This is a genomic window from Streptomyces sp. NPDC051662 (genome assembly GCF_040681655.1).
Taxonomy (GTDB): domain Bacteria; phylum Actinomycetota; class Actinomycetes; order Streptomycetales; family Streptomycetaceae; genus Streptomyces.
Map to the genome: position 1 here is coordinate 197927 of NZ_JBFAZD010000015.1, position 26419 is coordinate 224345.

Consider the following 26419-nt stretch of genomic DNA (forward strand, 5'->3'; position numbering starts at 1 on the left):
GGCCGCCGCGGGCGGTACGGCGCCGCCGCCCGGCCCCTCCCGGCGGCCGGGCGGCGGCCGGGTGAAGGGGGCGGTTACTGCCGAGGGTTACTGTCGGGGGATGCACCACCAGCCCGCCGTCATATCCCCGGCCGCACCCGCTCCCGCGCTGTTCACCTGGGAGTTCGCCACCGATCCGTATCCCGCCTACGCCTGGCTGCGCGAGCACTCGCCCGTGCACAGGACCACGCTGCCCAGTGGCGTCGAGGCATGGCTCGTGACGCGGTACGTGGACGCCAGGCAGGCACTCGCCGACGCTCGGCTCTCCAAGAACCCCGCGCATCACGCCGAGCCCGCGCACGCCAAGGGGAAGACGGGCATACCCGGCGAGCGCAAGGCGGAGCTGATGACACATCTGCTCAATATCGATCCGCCCGACCACACCCGGCTGCGCCGGCTCGTGTCCAAGGCGTTCACGCCCCGCCGCGTGGCCGAATTCGCGCCGCAAGTGCAGGAGTTGACCGACCGGCTCATCGACGGCTTCGCCGCGAAGGGTGAGGCGGACCTGATCCATGACTTCGCGTTCCCGCTCCCCATCTACGCGATCTGCGATCTGCTCGGGGTGCCGCGCGAGGACCAGGACGACTTCCGCGACTGGGCGGGCATGATGCTGCGACATTCGAAACCGGGGCACGCGGGCGGCCCGCGGGGCGGAGTCGGGCGCGCCGTCAAGAAGATACGGGGCTATCTCGCCGACCTCATCCACCGCAAGAGGGCCGACCCCGGCGACGATCTGATCTCCGGACTCATCCGGGCCGGCGACCACGGGGAACATCTCACCGAGAACGAGGCCGCGGCGATGGCCTTCATCATCCTGTTCGCCGGTTTCGAGACGACCGTGAACCTCATCGGCAACGGCATGTTCGCGCTGCTGCGCCACCCCGAGCAGCGTGCGCTGCTCCAGCGCTCGCTCGGAGCGGGGGAGACCGGCCTGCTCGCGACGGGGGTCGAGGAACTGCTCCGGTACGACGGTCCCGTGGAGCTGGCCACCTGGCGGTACGCGACCGAGCCACTGACGCTCGGCGGACAGCGGATCGCGGCGGGTGATCCGGTCCTGGTCGTCCTCGCCGCCGCCGACCGTGACCCCGAGCGCTTCACGGATCCGGACACGCTCGACCTCTCCCGGCGTGACAATCAGCACCTCGGATACGGACACGGCATCCACTACTGCCTCGGCGCACCGCTCGCCCGGGTGGAGGGGCAGACCGCGCTCGGCACCCTGCTGACCCGGCTGCCCGACGTGCGGCTTGCGGGAGATCCTGCCGATTTGCGCTGGCGCGGAGGGCTCATCATGCGTGGATTGCGCACGCTTCCGGTGCAGTTCACGCCATTGTCCGACTGAAGCTTTTCTGACGGTCCGTCAAGACTGTGACTTTGACGTGATCTCCGCTGCATCGACTTGTGACAGGAGTTCGAGTACCGCTACGTTCTCGAAAACTCAGCCGCCACACGCACCAGTCGAAACATCAGTCACACGGAAGGCAATCACATGCGCTCCGGGAACGGCCGACACCGTCGACCTCGCCAGGCCCCCGCTCTGATCGTCGCGGCAGGGGTGACCGGCTCGGCGATCGCCATTCCGCTGCTCGGTGCCACCGGTGCCAGTGCGGCGGACGCCTCCACCTGGGACCGTGTCGCCGATTGCGAGAGCGGCGGCATGTGGAGCGCGGACCTCCGCAACGGCTACTACGGCGGACTCCAGATCTCCCAGGAGACCTGGGACGACTTCGGCGGCGCGGAGTACGCGGCCAGCGCCGACCTCGCGAGCCGCTCGCAGCAGATCGCGATAGCCGAGAAGATCCTCGACGCGCAGGGGCCGCGGGCATGGGCCAGTTGCGCCGCGGTCGCCGGGCTGACGGCGGGCAGCGCCGCGCCGGGCGTGGATCCCGGTACGGCGCCGGAGGCCGCGCCGGAGACGACTCCCGGGGCGCAACCTGAGACGAAGCCCGGGACGGCTCCTGAGACGGCTCCTGAATCGTCAGGGAAGACCGGGGGCGCCTCTCCCTCGGACGCCTCCTCGGCCACACCGGACACCCCCGCCTCCGGCGGTACGGGGGAGCCCGCTCCCGCCGAGTCCTCCGGCTCCGCCGGGTCCGGTGAGGGCGCCGCCAAGGGCAAGCACCGCGGCGATGCCGCCCCGGATGACTCCGTACCGGGCAATTCGGGCGAAGGGCGTGAATCCGGCCGTCATGCCTCGCGCGGTGACGGATCGACACGTAACGCCGACGGTACGGCGGATGGCGCGACGGACGGTGCGACCGGCGGTGCGGCCGACGGCGCGACGGGCGAAACGGAAGGCGCGGACGCGGCGGATGGTGAGTACACGGTCCGGGCGGGCGACTGCCTTTGGCTCATCGCCGACGAGCGCGAGGTGCCCGGCGGATGGTCCGCGATCTATGAGGCGAACAAGGAGACTGTCGGCGCCGACCCCGATCTGATCCTGCCTGGCCAGACCCTTGATCTCGGCGTGAAGTAGCGGCAGTTAGAGACCCTATGTCCACTTCTGCGAAAGTGAGACAAGGGTCTCTTCGCCGCAACTGGGGCCTTTTGCTCGGGCGGTTGGGTCGTTTCGTCTCTCACCTGCGTAAATGGGTTCATCCAAGGGGGAGGTAAGGGCGATTTTTCCTTGATGTTCTCCTTTGAACAATGGGCGGACCTGTGATTACGGTCTGAACCGCTCGCACCGCGGGCCCCGTCGACCGTCACGCCGAATCCTGCCGTCGGTCGGGGGGAGTAACCGACGCGTCAAGCGCCGTAGGCAGGAGCGGGGGACCCAAGGTTCGTGCCGGGCTCCGGCCGTCGAGAGACGGCCGAGGACCGGCTTGGGGTGAAGTCGTGTGCGACAGAGCACACGGCCGGGCAACTCACTTGGCCCGAACCCGACAGCTGACCTCGTAGGCGTCGGTGAGGGAGATGTTCCATGCTGCTGCGTTCCAGCAAGGGCAAGCACCGCCGCCCGTCGAAGGCCGTCCGCTATGCCACGCTCGCCGGGGTCACCGGTGCCGCCGTCGCCGCCCCGCTGATCGGTGCGACCTCGGCCTCCGCCGCGACCGCCGCCGAGTGGGACAAGGTCGCGCAGTGCGAGTCCGGAGGCAACTGGTCGATCAACACGGCCAACGGCTTCTACGGCGGCCTTCAGTTCACGCCGTCCACCTGGGCCGCCTACGGCGGTACCGCGTACGCCGCCCGCGCCGACCAGGCCAGCAAGTCCCAGCAGATAGCCGTCGCCGAGAAGGTCCTCGCCGGCCAGGGCAAGGGCGCGTGGCCGAACTGCGGCGTGGGCCTGTCCAGGGCCGCGTACGACGGTGGCTCCGCCACTCAGAGCACCCAGCCCGCCCAGCCCGCCCAGAAGCAGTCGCAGCCGACCCAGCGGCAGGCCCCCAAGCAGCAGCAGGCGCAGCCGAAGCAGCAGGAGACCGCGCGCGGCGCGGCCCAGCCGGCCTCGCGCGGCGAGAGCCGTCCCGCCACGATCAAGAAGGGTGACGGCGAGTACAAGGTCAAGTCCGGCGACTCCCTCTCCAAGATTGCCAAGGCCGAGGACGTCGAGGGCGGCTGGCAGAAGCTGTTCGACCTGAACAAGGACATCGTCAGCGACGCCGACGTGATCTACCCGGGCCAGCAGCTCCACCTGAGCTGAGGGCCTCTGCGGGCCACGGCTCCCCTCTGAGCCCCTGAGCCCCTGAGCTGACCCACCCGGCCTCGTCCGGGCCGCACCGGAGACCGTCCCCACCCGAGACCGCCCCGGCCGGGCGCGTATTCCCCCGTACGCGCCGGGCCGGGGTTCCGGCTGTGGCCCGCCTTCCGGCGGCCATGGCCCCGGCGTGGGGGAATCGGGCCTCATTTCGTCTTAGGTGGCGGGCACCGGCCGACCGATCACCCCGCGCCGGATAGTCTCGTGTCGCAAGGCCAATGAGACCCTGCACTCCAAGCGTCACATCCCAGAAGGAGATGCTCGTGCCGTCCATCGACGTCGTCGTAGCCCGGGAAATCCTCGACTCCCGAGGCAACCCCACGGTCGAGGTCGAGGTCGGCCTCGACGACGGCAGCACGGGTCGTGCTGCTGTCCCCTCCGGTGCCTCCACCGGTGCGTTCGAGGCCCTTGAGCTCCGCGACGGTGACCAGAACCGCTACCAGGGCAAGGGTGTCGAGAAGGCCGTCCTCGCCGTCATCGAGCAGATCGGCCCGGAGCTGGTCGGGTACGACGCCACCGAGCAGCGCCTGATCGACCAGGCGATGTTCGACCTGGACGCCACCCCGGACAAGTCGTCGCTCGGCGCCAACGCCATCCTCGGCGTCTCCCTCGCCGTCGCGCACGCCGCCTCCGAGGCCTCGGACCTCCCGCTCTTCCGCTACCTCGGCGGCCCGAACGCGCACCTGCTGCCCGTTCCGATGATGAACATCCTGAACGGCGGCTCGCACGCCGACTCCAACGTGGACATCCAGGAGTTCATGATCGCCCCGATCGGCGCGGAGTCCTTCTCCGAGGCCCTGCGCTGGGGCGCCGAGGTCTACCACACCCTCAAGAAGGTCCTGAAGCAGAAGGGCCTGTCCACCGGTCTCGGCGACGAGGGCGGCTTCGCGCCGAACCTGGAGTCCAACCGCGCCGCGCTCGACCTCATCCTCGAAGCGATCAAGGAGGCCGGTTACGTCCCCGGCCGCGACATCGCGCTCGCGCTCGACGTCGCCGCGTCCGAGTTCTACAAGGACGGCTCGTACGAGTTCGAGGGCAAGTCGCGCTCGGCCGCCGAGATGACCGAGTACTACGAGGAGCTCGTCGCCTCGTACCCGCTCGTCTCCATCGAGGACCCGCTCTTCGAGGACGACTGGGCCGGCTGGAAGGTCCTCACGGACAAGCTCGGCACCAAGGTCCAGATCGTCGGCGACGACCTGTTCGTCACCAACCCCGAGCGCCTCGCCCGCGGCATCGAGGAGGGCTCGGCCAACGCTCTGCTCGTCAAGGTCAACCAGATCGGTTCGCTGACCGAGACCCTGGACGCCGTCGAGCTGGCCCAGCGCAACGGCTTCAAGTGCATGATGTCCCACCGCTCCGGTGAGACCGAGGACGTCACCATCGCCGACCTCGCCGTCGCCACCAACTGCGGCCAGATCAAGACCGGCGCCCCGGCCCGCTCCGAGCGCGTCGCCAAGTACAACCAGCTGCTGCGCATCGAGGAGATCCTCGACGACGCGGCGGTGTACGCGGGCCGCAGCGCGTTCCCGCGGTTTCGCTCCGCGAACCATTAAGAGGATGCGCTCCGCGAACAATTAATAGGATGCGTTCTTCCTGATCCTGTCGGTACGAGGGCGAGGGGCGGCTCCGCCCGTCGTCCGTACGTCCCCGGTCGCGGTCCCGTACCGTGTCCGGGGACGTACGTACAACAGGGGACGTAAAAGGGGAGGCGAGCCATGGCCGGGAACCGGGACCGGTTCTCCACCGCGACCAGGCTGCGACTGCTCGGCGAGCAGACGGCCGCCCGGGTCTACCGCTCGCAGAACCGCAGGCAGGACCGCCGCTCCCGGCTCACCGGCCGGGCCGCTTTCCTCGCCCTGGTCGTGTGCACACTGGTGGTGGCGCTCGCGTATCCGATGCGGCAGTACGTGTCGCAGCGGAACGAGATCGCCGACCAGGAGCGGCTGACCCGCGAGGCGAAGCTACGGGTCGAGGAGTTGCGCGACGAGAAGGCGCGGCTCCAGGACGACGCGTATATCCAGCGGCTGGCCCGGGAGCATCTGCATTACGTGATGCCGGGGGAGACCGGCTACACCGTGATCGACCCGGAGGTGCGCGAGCAGCGCCGCGAGGAGCGGGGGGCGACGGACCGCCCCTGGTACTCGAATGTGCTGGACGGCGTGGACAACGCGGACCGTCAGGACAGATAGTCGGGGACGGCCGGGGACAGCCGGACAGAGCAGAACAGAACACGCTCGGCCCGAGAACGACAGAACACTCAGCACCACAGAACACCCGAGAACCACAGAACACCCGAGAACCGCAGAACCTACATAGGCAGGCATGGACACGCCCCCTCCGCAGACCGAACGCACGGAACCCACCGACGCGGACGTCGCGGCATTCAAAGAACAGCTAGGCCGCCCGCCGCGCGGACTGCGCGCCATCGCGCACCGCTGCCCCTGCGGTCAGCCGGACGTGGTCGAGACCGCCCCCCGGCTCCCCGACGGCACCCCCTTCCCGACGACGTACTACCTCACCTGCCCGCGCGCGGCCTCGGCCATCGGCACGCTGGAGGCGAACGGCGTCATGAAGGAGATGACGGAGCGCCTCGCGACCGACCCCGAGCTGGCCGCCGCGTACCGCGCGGCCCACGAGGACTACATCGCCCGCCGTGACGCCATCGAGGTCCTGGAGGGCTTCCCGAGCGCCGGCGGCATGCCGGACCGGGTGAAGTGCCTGCACGTCCTGGTCGGCCACTCGCTGGCGGCGGGGCCCGGAGTGAACCCGCTGGGCGACGAGGCGATCGCGATGCTGCCGGAGTGGTGGGCGAAGGGCCCGTGCGTGACACCGTGCGTATCCGGTCCGTCCGACGACGAGGGGGACAGGGCATGACCAGGGTCGCCGCCATCGACTGCGGTACGAACTCGATCCGGCTGCTCGTCGCCGACGCCACTGTGTCCGACAGCGCCTCCGGCGCGGGCGAGACGGGTGAACTGGTCGACCTCGACCGCCGGATGAAGATCGTCCGCCTGGGCCAGGGCGTGGACAGGACGGGCCGGCTCGCCCCGGAGGCGCTGGAACGTACCTTCGCCGCCTGCCGGGAGTACGCCGCCGTCATCAAGGAACACGGCGCCGAGCGCGTCCGCTTCGTCGCCACCTCCGCCTCGCGCGACGCCGAGAACCGCGACGAGTTCGTCAGCGGGGTCCTGGACATTCTGGGCGTGGAGCCCGAGGTGATCACCGGCGACCAGGAGGCGGCCTTCTCCTTCACCGGCGCGACGAAGGAACTGGGCCCGGCCGACGGGGACAGCTACCTGGTCGTGGACATCGGCGGCGGCTCGACCGAGTTCGTCGTCGGCGACGATCACGTACGCGCGGCACGCTCCGTGGACATCGGCTGCGTACGGCTGACCGAGCGCCACCTCGTACGGGACGGCGTCGTCAGCGACCCGCCCACCGATACGGAGATCGCCGCGATCCGCGCCGACATCGAGGCGGCCCTCGACCTGGCCGAACAGACGGTCCCCCTGCGCGAGGCCCGCACCCTGGTCGGCCTGGCCGGTTCCGTGACCACGGTCGCCGCGATCGCGCTCGGCCTGTCCGAGTACGACTCCGCCGCGATCCACCACTCCCGGATCTCATACGACCAGGTCCAGCGGATCGTCACCCGCCTGCTCCACGCCACACACGCGGAACGCGCCGCGATCCCCGTCATGCACCCGGGCCGGGTGGACGTCATCGGCGCGGGCGCCCTCGTACTCCTCGCGATCATGGAACGGACCGGGGCCCAGGAGGTCGTGGTCAGCGAACACGACATCCTGGACGGGATCGCGTGGGCGGCGGCGGAAGAGATCCATGCCGCCGGAAAGCGCGACTGAACCTGCGGTGATGCTCTGACCCACAGCGGCCCCGGTATCTCCGCGGTACCGGGGCCGGGCTGTTTCCGGCGGCCGACGCTACCTTGTGGCGATCACGATGCGGGAGCGCAGAGGCTCGGCCGTCAGCGCGTCGGCGAACTGCCACGAGTACGCCGTGACCTCCTCCTCCCGCAGTTCGACCCTGTCGGTTGTCGTGCGGAACAAGAACCGGAAATCGAAGTGAAGATGCCGCGGCTCCGCCTTCTCCGGGTTCGCCGGGATCGAATGCACCTCGATGTGAAGAGGCAGGCCACTGTCCGGCTCGACGTGGTCGGGAGCGATCCCCGTTTCTTCCTCCAACTCGCGCAACGCGGCGGCGACGAGCGTCGTGTCGTTCTCCTCGACGTGCCCGCCGGGCAGCAGCCACTTACCCAGCACGCGGTGCTCGACGGTGAGTACGCGGCCGTCGGGGCGGAGCAGTGCGGCGGCGGCCGTGACGTGACCCCGGAACTCCTTGCGCGAGGCGATCGTGTCGCCTGCCCGGTCGAGGGTCCGGACGAGGGCGGACAGGCTGTCCTTCTCGTCAGGGTGTTCGGTGAGGTAGGCGATGACCGTCTCACGCACGTGCTGTGCCGTGATCGGCATGGGGCGCTCCTGTCCTTTATCGGTTGAAGTAGCTGAGCCACGTGGCCGCGATGGTCGCCCGATCGTCGGCGCCCACCTCGTGCATACCGGGTCCGAGGTCGCCGCGGGTGAGCATCCGGATTCCGGCGAGGATTTCGGCCTGCACGAGGAAGATGAAGGGCCCGACAGAGGCGCCGTGCAGGAAGTTGACGGCGTTACCTTCGTTGAGCAGGTAGAAGTAGTGGCCGGTCGTTGAGTAGCGCGTGACGTGATCGCCTTGGGGTGCCCGCTGGTAGACCCTGGGCAGTGCGGCGAGGTCGAGTTCGTCCTCGGATGAGGTCACCGTCGCGACATAGGCACCGTTACGCAGGCTCGAAAAGTCCTCGCCGCGCAGCGACACCGCGCCGGTCGCGCAGAGGACCAGGCCCGCGCCGCGCAGGGCGGCGTCACGATCCCGCGCCACTGCGAAGCCTTGCGAGAGCGCGTGTGTCCGCCGGACAGGGTCGACGTCGTGCACGGTGACCTGTACGCCCTTGGCGTGGAGCAGGCGGGCGATGCTCGAACCGAGCTTGCCGAAGCCGATCACGAGCGCGGGGCGGCCGTGCGGGATGTCGCCGCGGCCACGCATGAGGGCTTCGGTGGAGAACACGACGGACTGCCCGACGAGGAAGTCCTCGGGGTCCTTCAACGGGCTGCGCGCGACGGAGATCACGGGGCAGGGCAGCTTGTCGCGATCGGCGTAACGGCGGTGACCGTTCTCGGTGTCTTCGACGATGCCGACGATACGCCCGGAGAAGCGGTCGCCCAGGGCGTCGAGCGAGGGGGCGAAGTAGCCGCCGACATCCAGTAGAACGACGTCCTCGCCGGCCGCGCGCGACTCGATGTACTCGACTGCGGCGTCCGCGTCTTCGAACAGGTCGCGCGTCAGACAGTCGCACGGGGTCGTCCTCTCGACCTCGCGCAGTGCGGCCGGGGCGATGGACTTCGGCTTGGGCAGTACGGCCCGTAAGGCGCTGCTCCTTCCCACTGCCTGTACGAACGATGGACGCTCGGGCAGTAGATGAGTGATCAGGAAGGACGACGGGCGTTCGGTCGGGGCGAAGTCGTCGGCGACGCGCGCGAAGTAGGCGTCCAGCCGGGCGCGCTCGAACTGTTCCATGGACTCACTTCCCTTGATGGTCAGACCTTGACGGTAGAGAGGTGATGCTCACTGCTTCCAGCGATGTGCAGCGATGTTCACGCCGACGCGTTCCCACAGCCCTTCTGTCCTTCGGCTGAATGATGTCCTTGACGCGGAACCTTCGGAGGGCGATTGTTGTGCACATCCGTGCACGCCAAGAGCGCCGGAGGCGGCGATGAAACTACGGTTCATCGGCATCGACCCCAACACCGGTACGGGGGAGAGCCCGACCGTGTGGGTCGACGAAAGTACGAGTGAACTGATCATTCAGGGATGGAAGCCAGGGCCGGAACTCGAAGCGGAGTGCTCTGTGTTCGAGCTGCCAGGACACGCGACGGGCATCCCCGATCACGAGGCAGTCATCCGGATTCCGGCTCGCATGGTGCCGTTCTTGAGGAAGGCGTGTGATGTCGCAGAAGGTACCGAGCTTCGCTGAACTCCTCGACGGAGCACAGCAGACGGCCTGTCATCTGGAAATGCGCGACGCGTACGGGGTGGACAGCGAGGCCGGCGATTTCGCGCGCTGGAAAGCGACGGGGCAACGCGACATCGACCCCGGCTCTCCCTACTGGGGGCCGTGGGTCGAGTTGATCCGACGCACGGTGACGCGCGGTGTCGTGGTTCGCCGGGTCCGCGTCGTCTCCGAACCGGTCAGCGACTACATCCGCTACGAGCACGCGGGAACGCCCGTCAACCTGGAGGCAGGCGAGCAGGTTCGATGGCTGGCGCGCCGTCGAGCCTCTGATGTGGCCTTGCCCGGCAACGACTTCTGGCTCATCGACGGGCGGCTGATCCGCTGGAACCACTTCACCGGAAACGGGGCATCGGCGGGCGGGGAGATGAGCGACGATCCTGCGACGGCGAGGCTGTGTGCCGATGCCTTCGACGCGGTGTGGGAGCGCGCCGTGCCCCATGAGAACTACACGATCAACTAGCCCAAAGGTCATCAGGCCGGCTCATGCCCGAATCCCCTTCGTCCTCAGCACAGGCTGCCCGCGAGCGCGTCGCCGGCCGGCTGCGAGTTCTCCGAGCCGAGGCGGGGCTCACGGGCGGTGAGCTGGCCGCGCGCTGTGGCTGGACCCATCCGAAGACGTCGCGCATCGAGAACGCGCGGACTCCGCCTTCCCCGGACGACATCCGACGGTGGTGCAAGGCCTGTGACGCGGTGAATCAGGCCCCGGACATCATCGCGCAGTCCCTCAACGCGGAGTCCCAGTTCGTCGAGTGGCAACGCCAGGTACGCGCCGGGCTTCGGCACCTGCAAGACAGCTATGTGCGACTGTACGAGTCGACCGAGCTGTTTCGGGTCTACTCGCCGAACCTCATTCCGGGGCTGTTGCAGACGGAGGGTTACGCGCGTGCTCTCCTCAGCGGCAGTGCCCGTTTGCTCGATGTCCCGGATGATGCGAAGCAGGCCGCCGTGGCGCGAGTCGCGCGTTCGGAGATCATCAACAAGGCCGGACACCGCTTTGTCCTCGTCATCGAAGAGTCCGCGCTCTACCACCAGTTGGGGGACCACGACGCCATGGCGGCCCAACTCGGCTACCTGCTCACGGCGGGGGCCCTTCCAGCGGTGTCACTGGGCATCATTCCGAGCGCTACGCCGGCCAGGAGCCTCTTCCCGCAGGAGCTGTTCCACATGTACGACGACACCCTCGTCTCAGTCGAGCTGATCTCGGCCCGAGTGACGCACACACAGCCGAGCGAGATCGCTCTGTACACGAAGGCGTTCGAGACGCTGCGGAGTATGGCGGTGTACGGGGCAGGCGCCCGTGCGCTGATCGTGCGGGCAATCGACGTGCTGCGTTGACACGCCTCGCTACTTCGAGGAGAACCGTTGAGTTCACAGACGAGTGAGGGAGCGGAGGGCACGGATGAAGGACATGCATGAGTTCCTCGACGCGGCGGACCTGCCGTGGCAGGACGTCGACGGGCACCCGGGCGTGACGGAACGGGTGCTCAGCGCGGCCCCGGGCGACGCGGGTGAGTTGACTCGTCTCGCCCGCTGGGCGCCGGGGCTGGACACCTCCGAGGCGGGGGTCATCCGGCACGAGTACTACGAAGAGGTCTACCTCCTCGATGGCGAACTGCACGACCTGACGCTGGGCGCGACGTTCACGGCGGGTTACTTCGCGTCGCGGCCACCGGGGATGCCGCACGGGCCGTACCGGACGGAGACGGGGTGCACGATGCTGGAGATCCGCTACTGGCCGGCGTCTGCGTAGGCGGTGGCGTGAGTGGTGGCGAAGGCTACGAAGTCGGTCCAGGCGCGGGGGGTGACGGTGAGGTGGGGGAGGTGGGGGGCTTTGCTGTCGCGGATGGGGACGAGGTTGTGGGAGTGGGCGTGGGAGGGGGACCATTCGACGCAGTTGCCGCCTTCGCCGCTGGTATAGCTCGACTTGACCCACACAGTGGGCGTGGGGTTGAGATTCAAAGTGACTCCATGTGCTTTCTGATGACGGCAGCGCTCTCCCGTGCCGAGAGCGCCTCGCTGGTCAGATCATCGCAGGCACTCATCGCCGGCCGGACATGTTCTTGATCTTCGTGGATGCTCGACGTACGGAATGCCTCAACGCAGACCGCAGTCATATGGTTTGGCGCTGTCAGGAGTGTGATCGGTCCATCCATGAGGAGATGCGCCTCCGCGTCGAGCGGCAGTACTTGAAGGCGTGTGGTGTGCCGTTCGCCGTGCCCAAGGAGTACTGCCAGTTGCTCACGCATCATGTCGCGACTCCCGAAGCGACGGCGGATTACAGATTCACAGAGCACAACGCGAACGGTCGGCGGCGCGTCACCCCGTAGAAGTTCCTGCCGAGCGAGTCGCGCTCTTGCCATGCCTGCGAGCTCTTCGTCGGTCGCCCGTGGATTGCTGGAGCGGAACAGTCGACGGGCGTACTCGGCAGTCTGAAAGAGGCCGGGGATGAGAGTGGGTGACCACTCGAAGATGGCTGTGGCTTGACGTTCCATGGCCATGCGGCGACGGAACAGAGCCGGGAAGGACTGATTGACCACCTCTTCGTACAGCCGCTTGAAGTATCCGTCCGTCTCAAAGATCTGATCGAACAGCGCGGGCAAATGGCTGGCGATCGGCGGAACTCCGGCTTCGATGCGGCTGATGGTGGATTTTGACGTATGTGACAACCTCCCCAGGTCAGATTGCGAGAGCCTGCCTGCTTTCCGCTGCTTGCGGGCGTTACGCAACGCCTCACCGAATGCCCGGCGCGGGTTGCTGGCCGTGCTGTAAACGCCGTGTTGCCCTGTCACAAGGATCCCCCTTGACCACTGGCTTGGGAATGACAGCCACCCACCGTTTTCATGCAGGTCAGGCGCTCGAAGGCAGACCAGAGCGCCCAACGCGCAGGTCGGACGGTGAGGCACTTCCCAAGCTAGCGCGACTCGTCGCACTCTGAACACGGTTCGTAACTAATCGTAAGAAGGGTGCGACGTGGTGGATCCGACCGAAGAGACCGACGAGGACTTCTGGCGACTCGTCCCCGAGTGGGTGCCGCGCGACGGGTACGCGACAGCAACCCCCGCGCTGGTGCGCGAAGTTGAGGCCGGACTGATGCGGCGGTTGTCCGATGGCGACTAGCGACGCGCGACGGCTGCTGTCCCTGCTGATCGAAACGTTCGGCGCGGACGGCGCGCTCCTTGTGTGGAAGGAGCCGCTCGGCGTGGAGGGGGAGGGGCAGGCCCCTCGCGGCGACGAGCCCGCCGGTGGGTCGCCCGAACAACTCAGGGCGCGGGTGGCGGAACGTAACAAGTGGAGCAGCAGGGGTGGAGTGTGAAGCGCGCGTGGCGCTGGTTCAGGGGCACGCTCTCAGTCGCCGTACGGGTGGTCAGCCCACGTCGGCGGCGTGCCCACCGGGAGTACAAGCGCTGGGAAGCGCTGTTCGCCTACCAGGAGCCGGACGAAGCGGCTCTGTATGAGCGGATCTTCGGCTATCCGCCGCCGGGTGCGAGGGAACGCGAATGACGCGCGTCGCCGCCATCGCGGTCACGATCGGCGCGAGCCTCTGGGTGATTGTGGTGGCGGCCATGCTGAGCCGGCTGTGAGCGAGGGGTCGCCGGGGAAGCTCGGTTGTTCCGGGGGCCGGTTGCCGGCCTCGGGTGGGTGGGCCTTGCGGGGCGCGCGGGAGTGGAGTGGGGTGGCCCGGCACCGGCAAAGCGACTGACGGCATGTGGGGAGCCGGGATTCATGCCCCGCTGGTGGCGGTTGGTTGTCGGGTGCGGGTGAGGACCGAGGGGTAGTCGGGCTCACCCAGGACGTGTGGTCTCGGGTGGGGGCCGCCCCTAGGTTTCAGTTTCGCGGTTGCGGATTGGGTGTCAAGGGCGCTCCTTCGTCGCGTCGGCAAGCCGATGGGCTACGCCCACCCTTGACACCCAACCCTCCACCGCAAGTGCAGCTTTGAGGGGGGCGGCCCGGGGGAGGGGTCCCCGGGGAAGCTCGCTTGTTCCGGGGGTTCGTTCCCGGCTTTCAGCCCGGTGGGCCCTGCGGGGCGCGCGGGAGTGGAGTGGGGCGGCCCGGCCCCGGCTCAGCGGGCTGATGTGGGTGAGGTGTTGGGACTCATGCCCCGCTGGTGACAGTCCATTGACGCCTGCACCTGTCAGCCGAGGCGGCGAGCCTGTCACCTGCCCCCAATGTCCCACTTTGGAAAGGGCTTTGGGGAGTGCTCCGGCGGGTGATGCGTCCTGGGTTCGGTTAAGTCGTCCCCACGACACATCACCTCCTCTGCCCCGCCCAATCGGCGCCTCCCAAGTCACAGCCACCCCACCACCCACACACCGCCACCAGCGGGGCATGATTCCCGGCCTCCCACATGCCGTCAGTCGCTTTGCCGGGGCCGGGCCGCCCCATTCCACTGCTGCGCAGACCACCCACCGAGCCGAGGCCGGGAACGAACCCTCCGCACATGGGTGCTTCTCCGGGGACCCCTCCCCCGGGGCCGCCCCCCTCAAAGCTGCACTTGCGGTGGAGGGTTGGGTGTCCAGGGTGGAGCGAAGCGGAATCGGCGTAGCCGACGCGACGTAGGAGCGCCCTTGACGCCCGACCCGGAACCGCGAAACTGAAACCTAGGGGCGGCCCCCACCTGCCATGACCGGCCCCGGCCCACCCCGGATACCCCTCGGCCCTCACCCACACCCGAAGTCGAACCGCCACCAGCGGGGCATGAATCCCAGCTACCCACCCACATCAGCTCGCTGAGCCGGTGCCGGGCCACCCCACTCCACTCCCGCGCACCCCGCCCCCGCCCCCGACCCCGTCCCCGTCCCCCGACCGACGGCTCATACCGGCTGCTCGTTCTGGGCGAAGAAGTTGATCATGTCCTCAAGTGTGCCGTGGGCAGAGGTCTCGGCCTCGGCTTCGGCGACCTCGGTACTGCGAGGGAACATCGCCTGCTCGTATTCCGTGAGAGCGGCCTCGATGTCGCCGGGGTGCGCCGCGAGGGCCTTGCCCAGTTCGGCGCCGTCCAGCATGGCCAGGTTGGCGCCTTCGCCGTTCGGGGGTATGAGGTGGGCGGCGTCGCCGACCAGGGTCACCCCCGGCATTCGGTCCCACCGGTGCCCGACCGGCAGCGTGTAGTGGGGGCGCAGGACCGGTGCGGTGTCGCTGTCGGTGATCAGGGCGGTGAGCTCCGGGGCCCAGCCGTCGAACTCCTGGGCGACCCGTGTGGCGGTCGCGGTGGGGTCGGTGAAGTCGATCGCGGCGAACCAGTCCTCGGGCCTGTACAGCATGACGTAGGTGTGGAGGGTCTCGCCCTTCTCCCGGTGAGCCGCGATCTGCGTCTCACTCGAATCGAGTGCGAACATCGTCCCGTCGCCGACCGCCTTCGCGGCAGCGGGGTGCCGGGTGTCGGCGTCGAACAGGTAGGTCTCGACGAACGACATGCCGGAGTACTCGGGGATGGCGTCGGAGAGCAGCGGCCGGACCCGTGACCACGCGCCGTCCGCGCCGACCAGCAGGTTCGTGACGACGGTGCCGCCGTCGGCGAAGGTCACCTCGTGGCGGCCCTCGCCGAGGGCGCGGACGCCGCTGACCTTGTGGCCCCACCGGACGGTGCCGGCCGGGAGCGAGTCGAGCAGGATCTGCCGCAGCTCGCCGCGCTGCACCTCGGGGCGTCCGCCCGTGCCGTCGTCGGCCTGGTCGAACTGGACGATCCCGTCCCGGTCGAGGATCCGTAGCGCCTCGCGGCCCTCCAGGACGATGCCGCGGAACTCCTCCATCAGGTCGGCCGCCCGGACGGCCAGTTGGCCGTTGTGGTCGTGGATGTCGAGCATCCCGCCCTGTGCGCGTGCCGTCGGTGAGGTCTCCGCCTCGTAGACCGTGGCCGGGATGCCGTGGACGTGCAGGACGCGGGCGAGCGTGAGGCCGCCGAGTCCGGCGCCGATGATCGTGACGCCAGTGATCATGTCGATTCCTTGTCTGTCGCACGCCTGCTGGATGGGTGCCCAGCAGGATCTCCGGCAAGGCTTCAGCCCTCGGCCGACAGACGACCGACATCGGAACCGGCACCCCCGACAAATGACCGACACCGCGCCCCGCACGGCCCGGGTGGAGACGAGGGAAGCGCTATGCGCGCTCCATCACCTGCTTGAGCGTGGTGAGGTCGGCCAGTACCGCGTCCGCGTCGCGTTGGAAGTCCTCGTCGCTCATCCCCGCCCGTCGGCGAAGAGTGAACACCACCTCGCTCCCGGTGCGAACGAATCGGCCTTCCCCGTCGTACCCGTCCGCCCGGCCCTTGGAGACCCCCTGAAGGGCAGTCGCCACGACTCCGCGAGAAAGTTCGTGAACTTCTTCACAAGGAAATCGGTCCTGTGGAGTGGCGGGGCTGTTCCTGATGGCGGTCTGTTAGCCCCAAGGGGCCCCCGCGCCCTTATACCGGGCGGTTCCGGGCACGTTACGCGCGTATGAATGGGGCGGGGCGGTTCACCCCTGGTTGAGTGCTGAGGGCCAGCTCACAAGGGGTGGGCAACGACTAAACCCGCCGTCTGGTTCCCCCTGTGGACCATGATGTCGATCACGCGGGCCGCGCAGTGTAGCACTAGGGGGCCCTGACCTTGTGAAGGGGCTCACGAGCCACCCCCCTGAGAGGGGTGGATACTCGATGGCATGAGCACCACGGAGCGTCCCAGGATCCTCGTTGTAGGCGGTGGGTACGTAGGCCTGTACGCAGCTCGTCGCATTCTGAAGAAGATGCGCTACGGGGAGGCGACCGTCACGGTCGTCGACCCTCGCTCGTACATGACGTACCAGCCCTTCCTCCCCGAAGCCGCCGCCGGCAGCATTTCGCCTCGGCATGTCGTCGTCCCGCTGCGACGCGTGCTGCCCAAGGCTGAGGTGCTCACCGGCCGGGTCACGACCATTGACCAGGACCGCAAGGTCGCCACGGTCGCGCCGCTCGTCGGCGAAGCCTATGAGCTGCCCTTCGACTACCTCGTCGTCGCGCTCGGCGCCGTCTCCCGTACCTTCCCGATCCCCGGCCTCGCCGAGCAGGGCATCGGTATGAAGGGCATCGAGGAGGCCATCGGGCTGCGCAATCACGTACTTGAGCAGCTCGACAAGGCCGACTCGACCACCGACGAGGAGGTCCGCCGCAAGGCGTTGACCTTCGTCTTCGTGGGCGGCGGCTTCGCCGGTGCGGAGACCGTCGGTGAGGTCGAGGACCTGGCGCGCGACGCGGCCAAGTACTACACGAACGTGAAGCGCGAGGACATGCGCTTCCTCCTCGTCGACGTCGCCGACAAGATCCTTCCCGAGGTCGGCCCGAAGCTGGGCGCCTGGGGCAAGGAGCACCTGGAGAGCCGTGGTGTCGAGGTCTATCTGAAGACCGGCATGGACTCCTGCGTGGACGGCCACGTCATGCTCAACAACGGCCTTGAGGTCGACTCCAACACCATCGTGTGGACGGCCGGCGTCAAGCCGAACCCGGCGCTCGCCCGCTACGGTCTGCCGCTCGGCCCCCGGGGCCATGTGGACACCAGCGAGAAGCTCCAGGTGCAGGGCACCGACTACATCTGGGCCGCCGGCGACAACGCCCAGGTCCCGGATGTCATCGGCCGCAAGGCCGGCAACCCGAACGCCTGGTGCCCGCCGAACGCGCAGCACGCGCTGCGGCAGGCGAAGGTCCTCGGCGACAACGTGATCTCCGGTATGCGGGGCTTCCCGCAGAAGGAGTACAGCCACGCCAACAAGGGTGCGGTCGCCGGTCTCGGTCTGCACAAGGGCGTCGCGATGGTCGTCATGGGCAAGATGAAGATCAAGCTCAAGGGCCGGCTGGCCTGGTACATGCACCGTAGCTACCACGGCATGGCCATGCCGACCTGGAACCGCAAGATCCGGGTCTTCGCCGACTGGACGCTCGCGATGTTCCTCAAGCGCGAGGTCGTCTCGCTCGGTGCCATGGAGACGCCGCGCGAGGAGTTCTACGAGGCGGCCAAGCCGACCCCGGCGGCAGCCGTGGCGCCGTCCGCGCCGGAGAAGGCGAAGGCTTCCTGACGCCGCCGCGCCGAACCCCGAAAGGGCCGTCCGCCATCCGTGGTGCGGGCGGCCCTTTCGTGTGCCCCGGGCGCGGTGGGCCTCCCCGGCCCGGGGGTGCAAAGGGCGCACATCCACCCCAAAGTGCGTGGTAGATGCAGGTATTTTGCCGTCTCATTGCGCGTCGCCGGGACTGCGACCACACCCGACCGGTGTTTACGTGGTGTTGAGCATTTCCGGTATTCCTCATGACGGAGGTGTACGCCATGGCCGACGCCGCACTGCGGCTGACCACTCTTGCCGAAGAGTTGCTGGGGGCCCCGCTCCCGGTCCGTATCCGTGCCTGGGACGGCAGCGAATCGGGTCCCCCGGACGCGCCGACCCTGATCATCCGTAACCGTCGTGCCCTGCGTCGCCTGCTGTGGAAACCCGGCGAACTGGGGCTCGCGCGCGCCTGGGTGGCCGGGGAGATCGATGTGAAGGGCGATCTCTTCGAGGCCCTGGGACTCCTCGCCGGGCTCATCTGGGAGCGCGGCGCCGACACCAAGGACGAGCCGCATCCCGTACTCGACCCCCGTATGCGGGCCGTCGCGCGCGGCCTCGTACAGATCGCGGGCCCCTGGCCGCCGCCCGCCCCGCCCGCCGAGGAGATCCGGCGGCGGCACGGCGCGCTGCACACCAAGCGCCGCGACAGGGCGGCGATCAGCCACCACTACGACGTGGGCAATGACTTCTACGAGCTGGTGCTCGGCCCCTCGATGGTCTACTCGTGCGCCTACTGGGGCGACGGGGACGGCGACGGCTTCACCCTTGAGGACGCACAGCGCGACAAGCTCGATCTGATCTGCCGCAAGCTCGGCCTCAAGGAGGGCGACCGGCTGCTCGATGTCGGCTGCGGCTGGGGCTCGATGGCCATCCACGCCGCCCGCGAGTACGGCGTTCGCGTCACCGGTGTCACCCTCTCGCGGGAGCAGGCCGCCTACGCGCGCAAGCGCGTCGCCGAGGAGGGTCTCACCGACCGGATCGAGCTGCGGGTCCAGGACTACCGGGACGTCAGGGACGGACCGTACGACGCGATCTCGTCCATCGGGATGGCCGAGCACGTGGGCTCGGTCAAGTACCGCGAGTACGCCGACGATCTGTACGCCCTGCTCAAGCCGGGCGGCCGGCTGCTCAACCACCAGATCGCCCGCCGGCCCGAGCAGGACGAGAGCAAGTACCGCATCGACGAGTTCATCGACGCGTACGTCTTCCCGGACGGCGAGCTCGCGCCGCTCGGCAGGACGGTCGCCACGCTGGAGGAGGCGGGCTTCGAGGTCCGCGACGTCGAGTCGATCCGGGAGCACTACGCCCTGACCCTGCGCCGCTGGGTGGCCAACCTGGAGGACCACTGGGCCGAGGCCGTACGCGGTACTTCCGCCGGACGCGCCCGCGTCTGGCGCCTCTACATGGCGGCGTCCGCGCTCTCCTTCGAGCGGAACAAGATCGGCGTCAACCAGATCCTGGCCGTGAGGACCCCGGAGAGCGGTGCCTCCGGGATGCCGGCGCGAGCGCGCGTGTGGGGCGGCTGACGCGGGACATCGTGCGGGTGACAAAGAGGTGAGTAGGCCCGGATGACGGCGGGGGAGTTGGTACGTTCTGCCGTCCGGGCCCGAATGACGGAGCCGCCGGGCACATCCCTGCCCGGCGGCTCCGTTTTCCGTGCCCGCGGTACGTGCTCCCGACACGCGCTCCCTGAGCCGAAACCGAACAGGAGGCCGGTGTGCACCGCCATCGCCACCGCAGAATCCGGCTGTTGGGCCTGGCCGTCGCCCTGATGTCCGTCGTGGCCGTCCCTGACGCCGCGTGGGCCGACGGGGACGACGGGTCCGAGTTCCATGCCCCGTCCGAGGCGGAATCCCCGTCCAAGGCCGAGCCCGAAGCCTCGTCGCAGTCTCTCTTAGCGGCCGGGGCGCCCGCCGCCCCGGTCACCACCGGCGCGATCTTCAACGACCCCGCGGGCACCCCCGCCCAGCGGGACAGGATCAGGAACCATGTCGTCTCGCTGGTCGGCGGCGCCGCCGCGGGCAGCTCGATCACCGTGTCCCTGTACACCTTCACCGACGACAGCGTCCGCGAGGCCCTGATCGCCGCCAAGGAACGCGGCGTCGCCGTCCGGGCGATCCTGGACCACAAATCGCACGCGACGGTCACCGCCGGGGGTGAGTACGAGAACCTCGCGGCGGGCCTCGGCACCGACCGAACCCGGCCGTCCTGGGTGATGTCCTGTCCCTCGACCCGCTCGTGCGTCGGCAACCGCGCCATCGGCAGCCGCGCGATCAACCACAACAAGTTCTTCCTCTTCTCCCGCACCGGAGGCGTGGAGAACGTCGTCGTGCAGACCTCGGCCAATATGACCGGCACCCAGCGCACGGATCTGTTCAACAACGCCGTGACGATCGCCGACCCCGGTCTCTACGACAACTACGCGGCGTACTTCTCCGACCAGCTGAGGTACGGCGCCTCGGGCGCGGGTCTCGCGACGTACTACCGGACGCCGTCCAGCGCGACCGACCCCGCGTACAAGACGTACTTCTTCCCGCGCCGGGAGACCTCCGGCACGGACTACCGGAAGGACCCGGCCACCGACACCGTCAAGCTCGTCCTCGACAAGGTCGCCTGCTCGTCCACGCACCACTCCGAGGTGCGGATGGCGGCGAACCTCTTCTACCGCGACCAGATCGCGAGCAAGCTCGTGGCCATGAAGAACGCGGGCTGCCTGGTGTATCTGGCGGGCGACGGCAATCCGAACGGCGGGGGCGTCGGCGTACCGTCGCTCGGCAGGACCGTCACCTCCATCGTCTCGGGCAAGCTCACCCAGCGCGTGGAGTGCTGGGAGAACCCGCCCACGAACGGGGCGCCGAAGATCGGGCTGCACTCCAAGTACCTGCTGGTGAAGGGTACGTACGACGGTGTCGCCGACCGGAAGATCGTCTGGACGGGCAGCCACAACTACTCGTGGCAGGCGCTGCGTTCCAATGACGAGACCCTGCTGAAGATCGACAACGACGTGATCCACGACCAGTACGAGGCCAACCACGATCATCTGATGCGGTACTGCGCCGGCACCTGAGAACGCGGGAGAGGGCGGGCCCCGTCCTGGGGTCCCGCCCTCTTCCGCCCTCTTCCGCCCTCTTCCGCCCCTCTCCCGTGAGCGGCGCCGTCCCGTGCGCCGCCCCCGTCCCGCGCTACTCGGTCTTGATGGCCGTCAGCATGTTCAGCTTCGCGGCGCTGCGCGCGGGCCACAGCGCGGCCAGCACACCCACCACCCCGGCGAGCACCAGGAAGAGCCCGACCCGGTCCCACGGGATGACCAGCGCGTAACCAGGGATCTGGTCCTTGATGGTCTGACCGATCGCCCAGGCCACAAAGGATCCGAGGCCCACCCCGATCACCGCGCCGAAGAGCGAGATCACCACGGCCTCCAGCCGGATCATCCGCTTGACCTTGGCCCGGTCGAGGCCGATGGCCCGCAGCATGCCGATCTCCTGCTGACGCTCGAAGACGGACATCGCCAGCGTGTTGACGACCCCCAGGATCGCGATGACCAGGGCCATGGCCAGCAGGCCGTACATGATGTTCAGCGCGGTGTTGATGAGACCGCCGAACTGGTTCCTGATGTCCTGCTGATCCATGATGGTGATCGCCGGGTTCTTGCCGAGCGCATCCACCAGCGCCTGCTCGTGCGCTGCGCTCGCGCCGCCGTCCATCTTCAGCCACACCTCGGGGATGGACGCCCTGGCCTCGTGCGCCGCGGCCACCTCGGTCGACATCAGCACCGGTGAGAGGAATTCGTTCTTCTCGAAGGTGGCGCCGACCTTCAGCGTGCCGGTCTTCCCGTCGTCGTAGGTGACCGACAGGGTGTCACCGACCTTCCAGCCGTTGGACTTGGCGGTGTCCTCGGCCACCGCGATCCCGCCCTGGGCGAGGGTGTCGAGCGAGCCGGAGACCGAGGCGATGTTGATGACCTTCTCGATGTCCCCGGGGGTGACCGCGGAGGCGGAGTGGAAGCGGCCCTTGACCTCAAGCGACGAGATCTGCTGCGGGGAGACCGCGCTCACGCCCGGCGCCTTCTCCAGCGCGGTGAGCGTGGACTCGTCCAGCCGGCCGCCGCCCGCCATCGTCACCATGTAGTCGGCCTTGATGTTGTCTGTGGTCATCTTGTCCACGGCCTGGCCGATGGTGACACCGAGCACCGTCAGCCCGGTGACCAGCGTGAGTCCGATGGCCAGCGCGGAGGCGGTGGCGCCCGTACGCCGCGGATTGCGGACGGCGTTCAGCCCGGCCAGCTTGCCGGACACCCCGAAGACCCGGAGCAGCAACGGCCGTACCAGCGCGATGACCGGCCGCGACAGCAGCGGGATCAGCACGATCACACCGACCATCGTCAGGAACGCGCCGGCACCGATGAGCAGCCGGCCGTCGGAACCGGCCGCGGCGCCCGCGACGATCACGGCGGAGCCGAGCAGGGCCAGCACACCGCCGATGGAGTTGCGCACGACCAGCGACTTGGTGGTGGCCACGCCGTGCACACTGCTCATCGCGGCCACCGGCGGGATCTTCGCGGCCCGGCGGGCGGGCAGCCAGGCGGCGAGCAGCGTGATCAGGATCCCGACACCGAAGGCGGCGCCGACGGCGGTCGGCGAGATCACCAGCGCGCCCGCGGGCATCTTCGCGCCCGCCATGTTCATCGCCGAGCGCAGCGCCACGGCGAGCCCGATGCCGAGGACGAATCCGATCGTCGAGGCGATCGCGCCGACCACCGCGGCCTCGGCCAGCACCGAGCGCTTGACCTGGCGGCGGGAGGCGCCGACGGCGCGCAGCAGCGCAAGTTCCTTGGTGCGCTGGGCGACCAGCATGGTGAAGGTGTTGGAGATCAGGAAGATACCGACGAAGAGCGCGATGGCGGCGAAGGCCAGCAGCATCTGGTTGATGCCGCTCAGGCTCGACTCGATCTGTTCGGCCTGGTCGGAGGCGAGCCGCTCACCGGTCTTCGCCGTGGCGTTGTCCGGCAGCAGGGGCGCGACCTCGTCGAGGATCGTGCTCTCGGAGGCGCCGGCCTTGGCGGTGATGGTGAGATCGCTGAAGAAGCCGGGCTCCAGATAGAGCTTCTGCGCGACGGCGGTGTCGAAGAGGACCAGGCTGCCGCCCGCGTTGACCTCTCCGTCCTCGGTGGTGAAGACACCGGCGAGGGTGTACTCCTTCACCGGCCCGCTGGAGGCGACCCGTACCGGCTTGCCGACCGTGTACTTCCCCTTGGCCGCCGTCGCCTTGTCGAGCGCGATCTCACCGTCCTTGGTGGGTCCCGTGCCCTCGACGAAGGTGTAGGAGGGGTCCTTGCCGTCCTTGCCCGGCGCGAAGTTGGAGCCGTTGTTGGCCCAGCCGCCGCCGATCAGCTTGCCGTCGGGGTCGGCGACCCCGGCGAAGCCGCTGACCCGGGCGGTGACGGAGGCGACCCCGTCCAGGGCCCCGATCCTGCCGATGGTCTCCTGGCTGACCCCGGGGTCAGAGCCGGCGTCGGAGCCGTCGCCGGAGTCACGTTTGTCGTACGAGGTGACGCCGACGGCGACGTCCTTGTAGCTCTTGGCCGACTGGTTCTGGAAGGCGTTGCCGAGGGTGTCGGTGAAGACCAGGGTGCCGGAGACGAAGGCGACGCCGAGCATGACGGCGAGGACGGTCATCAGCAGCCTGGCCTTGTGCGCGAGCACGGTGCGCAAGGCGGTACGGAACATGGTGGAAGTCCTGGTGAGGGTGGGCGGAGAGGGCAGGCCGAACAGACGGGCCGACACGACGGACCGGACCGAGGGGGCGGAGGCGGGGGGCCGACTGCCGGAGCGTCAGCGCGAGTGGGCCGCGTACGGGTCAAGGGCCACGCACGGGAGAAGCACCCCGTACGGGTTAACCGTCACGCATGAGCTCGTACGGACCGGTCGGACGGTGACGGCCCAGGGGCCGCGTACGGGCGTAGGGGCGTACGGACAGAACGGAGCCGGCGGAGCGTCAGCTCGTACGGCCCTTGGCGTCGAAGGCCTTCATCCGGTCGAGCACACCGTCGGCGCTCGGGTGCAGCATCTCGTCGACGATCCGGCCGTCGGCGAGGAAGATGACACGGTCCGCGTAGGAGGCGGCCACCGGATCGTGCGTCACCATGACGACGGTCTGGCCCAGTTCCCGAACGGAGTTGCGCAGGAAGCCCAGCACCTCGGCGCCGGAGCGCGAGTCCAGGTTCCCGGTCGGCTCGTCACCGAAGATGATCTCGGGCTGGGAGGCCAGCGCGCGGGCGACGGCCACGCGCTGCTGCTGCCCGCCGGAGAGCTGGGTGGGCCGGTGGCCGAGCCGGTCGGCGAGCCCGATCATCGAGATCACCTGGTCCAGCCACGCCTTGTCGGGCTTACGGCCCGCGATGTCCATCGGGAGCGTGATGTTCTCCAGGGCGGTCAGGGTCGGCAGCAGGTTGAACGCCTGGAAGATGAAGCCGATCTTGTCCCGGCGCAACTGCGTGAGCTGCTTGTCCTTGAGCGTCGACAGCTCGGTCTCACCGAGCCGCACGGAACCGCCGCTGAAGCTGTCGAGGCCGGCCACGCAGTGCATCAGCGTGGACTTGCCGGAGCCGGAAGGGCCCATGATCGCGGTGAACTCTCCCTGCCGGAAGTCCACGGAGACATGGTCGAGGGCGACCACCTGGGTCTCGCCCAGGCCGTAGACCTTCGACAGATCGGAGGCGCGGGCGGCCACGGCGGTTGCGCGGTGGGCGAGCGAGGTGGTGGTCACGGGAGGACTCTCCTGTCGGTGTGCTGTGAGGACTTCTCCATCCTCATGGCGGGCGGAGCGCGAGTCGTCCGCCGCGGTAACCGTTCCCGGGGCCCTCTTGGGGCTGACCGCCGGGCCGCGCCCTCCTCCTCGGGGATGACACGACCCCTGAGACGGGTTCGCCGTAAGTCGGTTCGCGGCCGTGTTCGAGGCCGTCTCCGTGCCGCGTGTACGCGGCGACGATGCCGAATGCGTGACCGGGCGGCGACTTTTCGTCATTCCTGCACGCCCCGGTCGGGGATGACCACCCCCGCCGGGCATGTGCCGACGACTCGTTACGTGGTCTGACGCACCCTCAGACGTCAATAAAATAAGACAACATCGGGTAGCCGCTCGGCTGTTCGAGTGGTGTGCCCCGATAGGCTCCTGTGCCAACGCGGCGTCGCGCGCCTTGCCCGGATGGTGGAATGCAGACACGGCGAGCTTAAACCTCGCTGCCCCTCGGGGGCGTGCCGGTTCAAGTCCGGCTCCGGGCACATCACCGGCGAAGGCCGGACGGCCGGCACCGGTGGACGCGCCGGGCCGGAAGCGCTCCGGTGAGACGGGAGCGCTCCGGAGTGACCACCGGGGTGACAGCCGGTGTGACGAGATGCACCCAGCGGACGTCACGATCCTGGAAAGATCCTCCCCGAGCACTAGGGCGTACGCTTTGCGCTCCCATTACTCTTGTCCCAAGGCCGCGCAGGGCGGCCATGGAGGAGTGAGATGAGGAGCAGTAACCCGGTCTTCTCGCGACGGGGCTTCAGCCGCGACAACGGCCACGCGGGCTTCAACGCGGCGCCGCAGGCCGGGGGCCCCGCTGTAGGAACCAACCCGTACGCGACCAACCCGTACGCCACCAACCCCTATGCCCCGCAGCAGGGCACCCAGCTCGGCGGCCCGCAGGCGCCCGCGCGCCCCGACGTCATGACGATCGACGACGTCGTGAGCCGTACCGGCATGACGCTGGGCACGGTCGTGCTCACCGCCGTCCTGTCGTGGGTCCTGCTGCCGGTGGACCCCGCCAACCTCGGCAAGTCGTACGGCATCGCCATCGGTGCCGCGCTGGTGGCGATGGTCCTGTCGCTGGTCCAGTCCTTCAAGCGCAGGCCGACGCCCGCGCTGATCCTGGCGTACGCCGCCTTCGAGGGTGTCTTCCTCGGTGTGATCAGCTCCGCGGTGAGCACCTATCTCGCGCCCGGTGTGGTCGTCCAGGCGGTCATGGGCACGATGGCGGTCTTCGCCGGTGTGCTGTTCGCCTACAAGATGCGCTGGATCCGGGTCACCCGGCGCTTCTACGGTTTCGTGATGGCCGCTGCCATGGGCTTCGTGCTCCTGATGGTCGCCAACCTGCTCTTCAGCGTCTTCGGCGGCGGTGACGGCCTCGGCTTCCGCAGCGGCGGTCTTGGCATCATCTTCGGCATCGTCGGGATCATCCTCGGCGCCTGCTTCCTCGCGCTCGACTTCAAGCAGGTCGAGGACGGCGTCGCGTACGGCGCTCCGCGCGAGGAGTCCTGGCTCGCGGCCTTCGGTCTCACGCTGACCCTGGTCTGGATCTACCTGGAGATGCTGCGGCTCTTCTCGATCCTGCAAGGCAACGACTGACGCCATACGGCCCGAGTCCGGGCCGCACAGCACGAAGGGGTGCGGGGGGGGGGGGGGCGCGGGCCCCCAGGGGGGGTGTGGGGGGGGGGGGTGTAGGGTGGGGGGTGGGGGGGTGTCAGGGGGCGGGGGGGCCCCCC

At 68.8% G+C, this 26419-nt stretch carries 25 protein-coding genes, 1 tRNA gene, 1 pseudogene and 1 riboswitch; of the genes and pseudogenes, 19 read left to right on the forward strand and 8 right to left on the reverse strand.

The window, feature by feature from the left end; translation table 11 throughout:
- Nucleotides 1-100: 100 nt before the first annotated feature.
- The 7 genes from AB0M67_RS25045 (at nt 101) to AB0M67_RS25075 (ending at nt 7590) form a co-directional block, all read left to right on the forward strand.
- Nucleotides 101-1381, forward strand: a complete 1281-nt coding sequence (locus AB0M67_RS25045; RefSeq protein ID WP_365748847.1) for a cytochrome P450 — start codon at nt 101-103, stop codon at nt 1379-1381.
- A gap of 147 nt (nt 1382-1528) precedes the next feature.
- A complete protein-coding gene (locus AB0M67_RS25050; RefSeq protein WP_365748849.1) occupies nt 1529-2515 on the forward strand; it encodes a transglycosylase family protein in 987 nt (328 codons plus the stop codon).
- A gap of 264 nt (nt 2516-2779) precedes the next feature.
- A riboswitch (cyclic di-AMP (ydaO/yuaA leader) is annotated at nt 2780-2955 on the forward strand.
- A 4-nt stretch (nt 2956-2959) separates the two neighbouring features.
- Nucleotides 2960-3676 (forward strand): transglycosylase family protein, encoded by a 717-nt coding sequence (locus AB0M67_RS25055; protein ID WP_365748851.1) that lies wholly within the window; start codon nt 2960-2962, stop codon nt 3674-3676.
- 311 nt (nt 3677-3987) lie between these two features.
- Nucleotides 3988-5283 (forward strand): phosphopyruvate hydratase, encoded by a 1296-nt coding sequence (gene eno, locus AB0M67_RS25060; RefSeq protein WP_365748854.1) that lies wholly within the window; start codon nt 3988-3990, stop codon nt 5281-5283.
- 162 nt (nt 5284-5445) lie between these two features.
- A complete protein-coding gene (locus AB0M67_RS25065) occupies nt 5446-5919 on the forward strand; it encodes a septum formation initiator family protein (RefSeq protein ID WP_365748856.1) in 474 nt (157 codons plus the stop codon).
- Between the two features lie 133 nt (nt 5920-6052).
- The gene (locus AB0M67_RS25070; RefSeq protein ID WP_365748858.1) at nt 6053-6604 is read left to right on the forward strand and encodes a DUF501 domain-containing protein; all 552 of its coding nucleotides are present in this window, start codon (nt 6053-6055) and stop codon (nt 6602-6604) included.
- A complete protein-coding gene (locus tag AB0M67_RS25075; protein WP_365748860.1) occupies nt 6601-7590 on the forward strand; it encodes a Ppx/GppA phosphatase family protein in 990 nt (329 codons plus the stop codon). The genes AB0M67_RS25070 and AB0M67_RS25075 overlap by 4 nt, the downstream gene beginning before the upstream one ends.
- A gap of 78 nt (nt 7591-7668) precedes the next feature.
- Here the strand turns inward: AB0M67_RS25075 and AB0M67_RS25080 are convergent, their stop codons facing one another.
- Both AB0M67_RS25080 and AB0M67_RS25085 read right to left on the reverse strand, forming a co-directional pair.
- Nucleotides 7669-8214, reverse strand: a complete 546-nt coding sequence (locus AB0M67_RS25080) for an NUDIX domain-containing protein (RefSeq protein WP_365748861.1) — start codon at nt 8212-8214, stop codon at nt 7669-7671.
- A 16-nt stretch (nt 8215-8230) separates the two neighbouring features.
- Nucleotides 8231-9352, reverse strand: a complete 1122-nt coding sequence (locus tag AB0M67_RS25085) for an adenosylhomocysteinase (protein WP_365748863.1) — start codon at nt 9350-9352, stop codon at nt 8231-8233.
- Between the two features lie 196 nt (nt 9353-9548).
- Here AB0M67_RS25085 and AB0M67_RS25090 point away from each other — a divergent pair, with 196 nt between their 5' ends.
- The 4 genes from AB0M67_RS25090 (at nt 9549) to AB0M67_RS25105 (ending at nt 11598) form a co-directional block, all read left to right on the forward strand.
- Nucleotides 9549-9809 (forward strand): hypothetical protein, encoded by a 261-nt coding sequence (locus AB0M67_RS25090; protein WP_365748920.1) that lies wholly within the window; start codon nt 9549-9551, stop codon nt 9807-9809.
- Nucleotides 9781-10308 (forward strand): DUF6879 family protein, encoded by a 528-nt coding sequence (locus tag AB0M67_RS25095; protein WP_365748865.1) that lies wholly within the window; start codon nt 9781-9783, stop codon nt 10306-10308. Before AB0M67_RS25090 ends, AB0M67_RS25095 begins: the two co-directional genes overlap by 29 nt.
- A gap of 23 nt (nt 10309-10331) precedes the next feature.
- On the forward strand, nt 10332-11183 hold the full coding sequence (locus AB0M67_RS25100; RefSeq protein WP_365748867.1) for a helix-turn-helix transcriptional regulator: 852 nt from the start codon (nt 10332-10334) through the stop codon (nt 11181-11183).
- Nucleotides 11184-11247: 64 nt separating this feature from the next.
- Nucleotides 11248-11598, forward strand: a complete 351-nt coding sequence (locus tag AB0M67_RS25105; RefSeq protein ID WP_365748869.1) for a cupin domain-containing protein — start codon at nt 11248-11250, stop codon at nt 11596-11598.
- On the opposite strand, the gene AB0M67_RS25110 is transcribed toward AB0M67_RS25105, so the two are convergent.
- Both AB0M67_RS25110 and AB0M67_RS25115 read right to left on the reverse strand, forming a co-directional pair.
- Entirely contained in the window at nt 11577-11807 is a 231-nt protein-coding gene (locus tag AB0M67_RS25110) for a DUF397 domain-containing protein (RefSeq protein ID WP_365748870.1), read from the reverse strand. The two genes, AB0M67_RS25105 and AB0M67_RS25110, sit on opposite strands and share 22 nt — an antisense overlap.
- Complete coding sequence (locus AB0M67_RS25115) at nt 11804-12637, reverse strand: helix-turn-helix transcriptional regulator (protein WP_365748872.1); 834 nt, start codon at nt 12635-12637, stop codon at nt 11804-11806. The genes AB0M67_RS25110 and AB0M67_RS25115 overlap by 4 nt, the downstream gene beginning before the upstream one ends.
- Before the next feature lie 181 nt (nt 12638-12818).
- Between AB0M67_RS25115 and AB0M67_RS25120 the strand changes: the two genes are divergently transcribed.
- The 3 genes from AB0M67_RS25120 to AB0M67_RS25130 are packed head-to-tail and all read left to right on the forward strand — an operon-like array spanning nt 12819 to nt 13349.
- On the forward strand, nt 12819-12965 hold the full coding sequence (locus AB0M67_RS25120; protein ID WP_365748875.1) for a hypothetical protein: 147 nt from the start codon (nt 12819-12821) through the stop codon (nt 12963-12965).
- Complete coding sequence (locus AB0M67_RS25125) at nt 12955-13161, forward strand: hypothetical protein (protein ID WP_365748877.1); 207 nt, start codon at nt 12955-12957, stop codon at nt 13159-13161. The genes AB0M67_RS25120 and AB0M67_RS25125 overlap by 11 nt, the downstream gene beginning before the upstream one ends.
- On the forward strand, nt 13158-13349 hold the full coding sequence (locus AB0M67_RS25130; RefSeq protein ID WP_365748879.1) for a hypothetical protein: 192 nt from the start codon (nt 13158-13160) through the stop codon (nt 13347-13349). The genes AB0M67_RS25125 and AB0M67_RS25130 overlap by 4 nt, the downstream gene beginning before the upstream one ends.
- Before the next feature lie 1310 nt (nt 13350-14659).
- Here the strand turns inward: AB0M67_RS25130 and AB0M67_RS25135 are convergent.
- Entirely contained in the window at nt 14660-15784 is a 1125-nt protein-coding gene (locus tag AB0M67_RS25135) for an NAD(P)/FAD-dependent oxidoreductase (protein ID WP_365748882.1), read from the reverse strand.
- 160 nt (nt 15785-15944) lie between these two features.
- Nucleotides 15945-16070 (reverse strand): annotated as a pseudogene (locus AB0M67_RS25140) (SRPBCC family protein); the annotation flags it as partial.
- A 414-nt stretch (nt 16071-16484) separates the two neighbouring features.
- On the opposite strand from AB0M67_RS25140, the gene AB0M67_RS25145 reads away from it, so the two are divergent.
- The 3 genes from AB0M67_RS25145 to AB0M67_RS25155 all read left to right on the forward strand — a co-directional run bounded on the left by AB0M67_RS25145 (nt 16485) and on the right by AB0M67_RS25155 (nt 20961).
- Nucleotides 16485-17870 carry an NAD(P)/FAD-dependent oxidoreductase gene (locus AB0M67_RS25145; protein WP_365748885.1) on the forward strand — a complete coding sequence of 462 codons (1386 nt, stop codon included), beginning with the start codon at nt 16485-16487 and terminating at the stop codon, nt 17868-17870.
- 245 nt (nt 17871-18115) lie between these two features.
- A complete protein-coding gene (locus tag AB0M67_RS25150; RefSeq protein WP_365748922.1) occupies nt 18116-19420 on the forward strand; it encodes a cyclopropane-fatty-acyl-phospholipid synthase family protein in 1305 nt (434 codons plus the stop codon).
- Nucleotides 19421-19611: 191 nt separating this feature from the next.
- Complete coding sequence (locus tag AB0M67_RS25155; protein ID WP_365748887.1) at nt 19612-20961, forward strand: phospholipase D-like domain-containing protein; 1350 nt, start codon at nt 19612-19614, stop codon at nt 20959-20961.
- A 115-nt stretch (nt 20962-21076) separates the two neighbouring features.
- On the opposite strand, the gene AB0M67_RS25160 is transcribed toward AB0M67_RS25155, so the two are convergent.
- Nucleotides 21077-23620 carry an FtsX-like permease family protein gene (locus AB0M67_RS25160; RefSeq protein WP_365748888.1) on the reverse strand — a complete coding sequence of 848 codons (2544 nt, stop codon included), beginning with the start codon at nt 23618-23620 and terminating at the stop codon, nt 21077-21079.
- Nucleotides 23621-23888: 268 nt separating this feature from the next.
- Complete coding sequence (locus tag AB0M67_RS25165; protein WP_365748890.1) at nt 23889-24659, reverse strand: ABC transporter ATP-binding protein; 771 nt, start codon at nt 24657-24659, stop codon at nt 23889-23891.
- A 432-nt stretch (nt 24660-25091) separates the two neighbouring features.
- Between AB0M67_RS25165 and AB0M67_RS25170 the strand changes: the two genes are divergently transcribed.
- Nucleotides 25092-25174, forward strand: a tRNA-Leu gene (locus tag AB0M67_RS25170).
- A gap of 229 nt (nt 25175-25403) precedes the next feature.
- The gene (locus AB0M67_RS25175) at nt 25404-26282 is read left to right on the forward strand and encodes a Bax inhibitor-1/YccA family protein (protein WP_365748891.1); all 879 of its coding nucleotides are present in this window, start codon (nt 25404-25406) and stop codon (nt 26280-26282) included.
- Nucleotides 26283-26419: the final 137 nt, after the last annotated feature.

Coding starts and splice junctions, on each gene's coding strand:
- AB0M67_RS25055 (WP_365748851.1), top strand. CDS start 2,960: ATGCTGCTGCGTTCCAGCAAGGGCAAGCACCGCCGCCCGTCGAAGGCC.
- AB0M67_RS25065 (WP_365748856.1), top strand. CDS start 5,446: ATGGCCGGGAACCGGGACCGGTTCTCCACCGCGACCAGGCTGCGACTG.
- AB0M67_RS25085 (WP_365748863.1), bottom strand. CDS start 9,352: ATGGAACAGTTCGAGCGCGCCCGGCTGGACGCCTACTTCGCGCGCGTC.
- AB0M67_RS25075 (WP_365748860.1), top strand. CDS start 6,601: ATGACCAGGGTCGCCGCCATCGACTGCGGTACGAACTCGATCCGGCTG.
- AB0M67_RS25070 (WP_365748858.1), top strand. CDS start 6,053: ATGGACACGCCCCCTCCGCAGACCGAACGCACGGAACCCACCGACGCG.
- AB0M67_RS25135 (WP_365748882.1), bottom strand. CDS start 15,784: ATGATCACTGGCGTCACGATCATCGGCGCCGGACTCGGCGGCCTCACG.
- AB0M67_RS25090 (WP_365748920.1), top strand. CDS start 9,549: ATGAAACTACGGTTCATCGGCATCGACCCCAACACCGGTACGGGGGAG.
- AB0M67_RS25045 (WP_365748847.1), top strand. CDS start 101: ATGCACCACCAGCCCGCCGTCATATCCCCGGCCGCACCCGCTCCCGCG.
- AB0M67_RS25105 (WP_365748869.1), top strand. CDS start 11,248: ATGAAGGACATGCATGAGTTCCTCGACGCGGCGGACCTGCCGTGGCAG.
- AB0M67_RS25080 (WP_365748861.1), bottom strand. CDS start 8,214: ATGCCGATCACGGCACAGCACGTGCGTGAGACGGTCATCGCCTACCTC.
- AB0M67_RS25095 (WP_365748865.1), top strand. CDS start 9,781: ATGTCGCAGAAGGTACCGAGCTTCGCTGAACTCCTCGACGGAGCACAG.
- AB0M67_RS25145 (WP_365748885.1), top strand. CDS start 16,485: ATGAGCACCACGGAGCGTCCCAGGATCCTCGTTGTAGGCGGTGGGTAC.
- AB0M67_RS25125 (WP_365748877.1), top strand. CDS start 12,955: ATGGCGACTAGCGACGCGCGACGGCTGCTGTCCCTGCTGATCGAAACG.
- eno (WP_365748854.1), top strand. CDS start 3,988: ATGCTCGTGCCGTCCATCGACGTCGTCGTAGCCCGGGAAATCCTCGAC.
- AB0M67_RS25160 (WP_365748888.1), bottom strand. CDS start 23,620: ATGTTCCGTACCGCCTTGCGCACCGTGCTCGCGCACAAGGCCAGGCTG.
- AB0M67_RS25150 (WP_365748922.1), top strand. CDS start 18,116: ATGGCCGACGCCGCACTGCGGCTGACCACTCTTGCCGAAGAGTTGCTG.
- AB0M67_RS25175 (WP_365748891.1), top strand. CDS start 25,404: ATGAGGAGCAGTAACCCGGTCTTCTCGCGACGGGGCTTCAGCCGCGAC.
- AB0M67_RS25100 (WP_365748867.1), top strand. CDS start 10,332: ATGCCCGAATCCCCTTCGTCCTCAGCACAGGCTGCCCGCGAGCGCGTC.
- AB0M67_RS25050 (WP_365748849.1), top strand. CDS start 1,529: ATGCGCTCCGGGAACGGCCGACACCGTCGACCTCGCCAGGCCCCCGCT.